Below are 431 nucleotides of genomic sequence, written 5' to 3' on the forward strand. Positions count from 1 at the left end.
GCGTAAAGCCGTAGCTGCTGCAGTTGCAGTGGCAGGTGCTTTGATGGCTTCTAGTGCTGCTCAAGCAGGTGTGGAAACATCTGCTAGTACGATTACCATTAAATCAGGTAGTCCAGGGAATATTAGTGGTAGCAATCAAGGTATGGGCAATATCAATATCGGTACTGGTGCAAACACTTACAGAACCAACGATAGTAATATAGTCTCTCATGACGCAATTGCTGTTGGTACTAATGCAACTGGCACTGGTGATGCATCAGTAACTATTGGTTTGGAAGCTACAGCTAAAAATCACAACGGTATTGCCATTGGTCATAATGCAACGAATATATCTAAAGCCTCCGTTGCAATTGGTCGAGGGGCGACATCAAGCCCAGATATGGACGTAGCTATTGGTAAGCAAGCAAATGCTAGTGGTGGCGAGTCTCTTG

General features: G+C 45.0%; 1 pseudogene. It reads left to right on the top strand.

The features are described 5' to 3' along the window. Positions 1–43 precede the first annotated feature (43 nt). Positions 44–431: pseudogene (locus ACTHTS_RS11375) on the top strand (hypothetical protein); the annotation flags it as partial.

Origin of the sequence: Neisseria sp. P0019.S003 (genome assembly GCF_051957115.1) — a bacterium.
Lineage (GTDB): Bacteria > Pseudomonadota > Gammaproteobacteria > Burkholderiales > Neisseriaceae > Neisseria > Neisseria flavescens_D.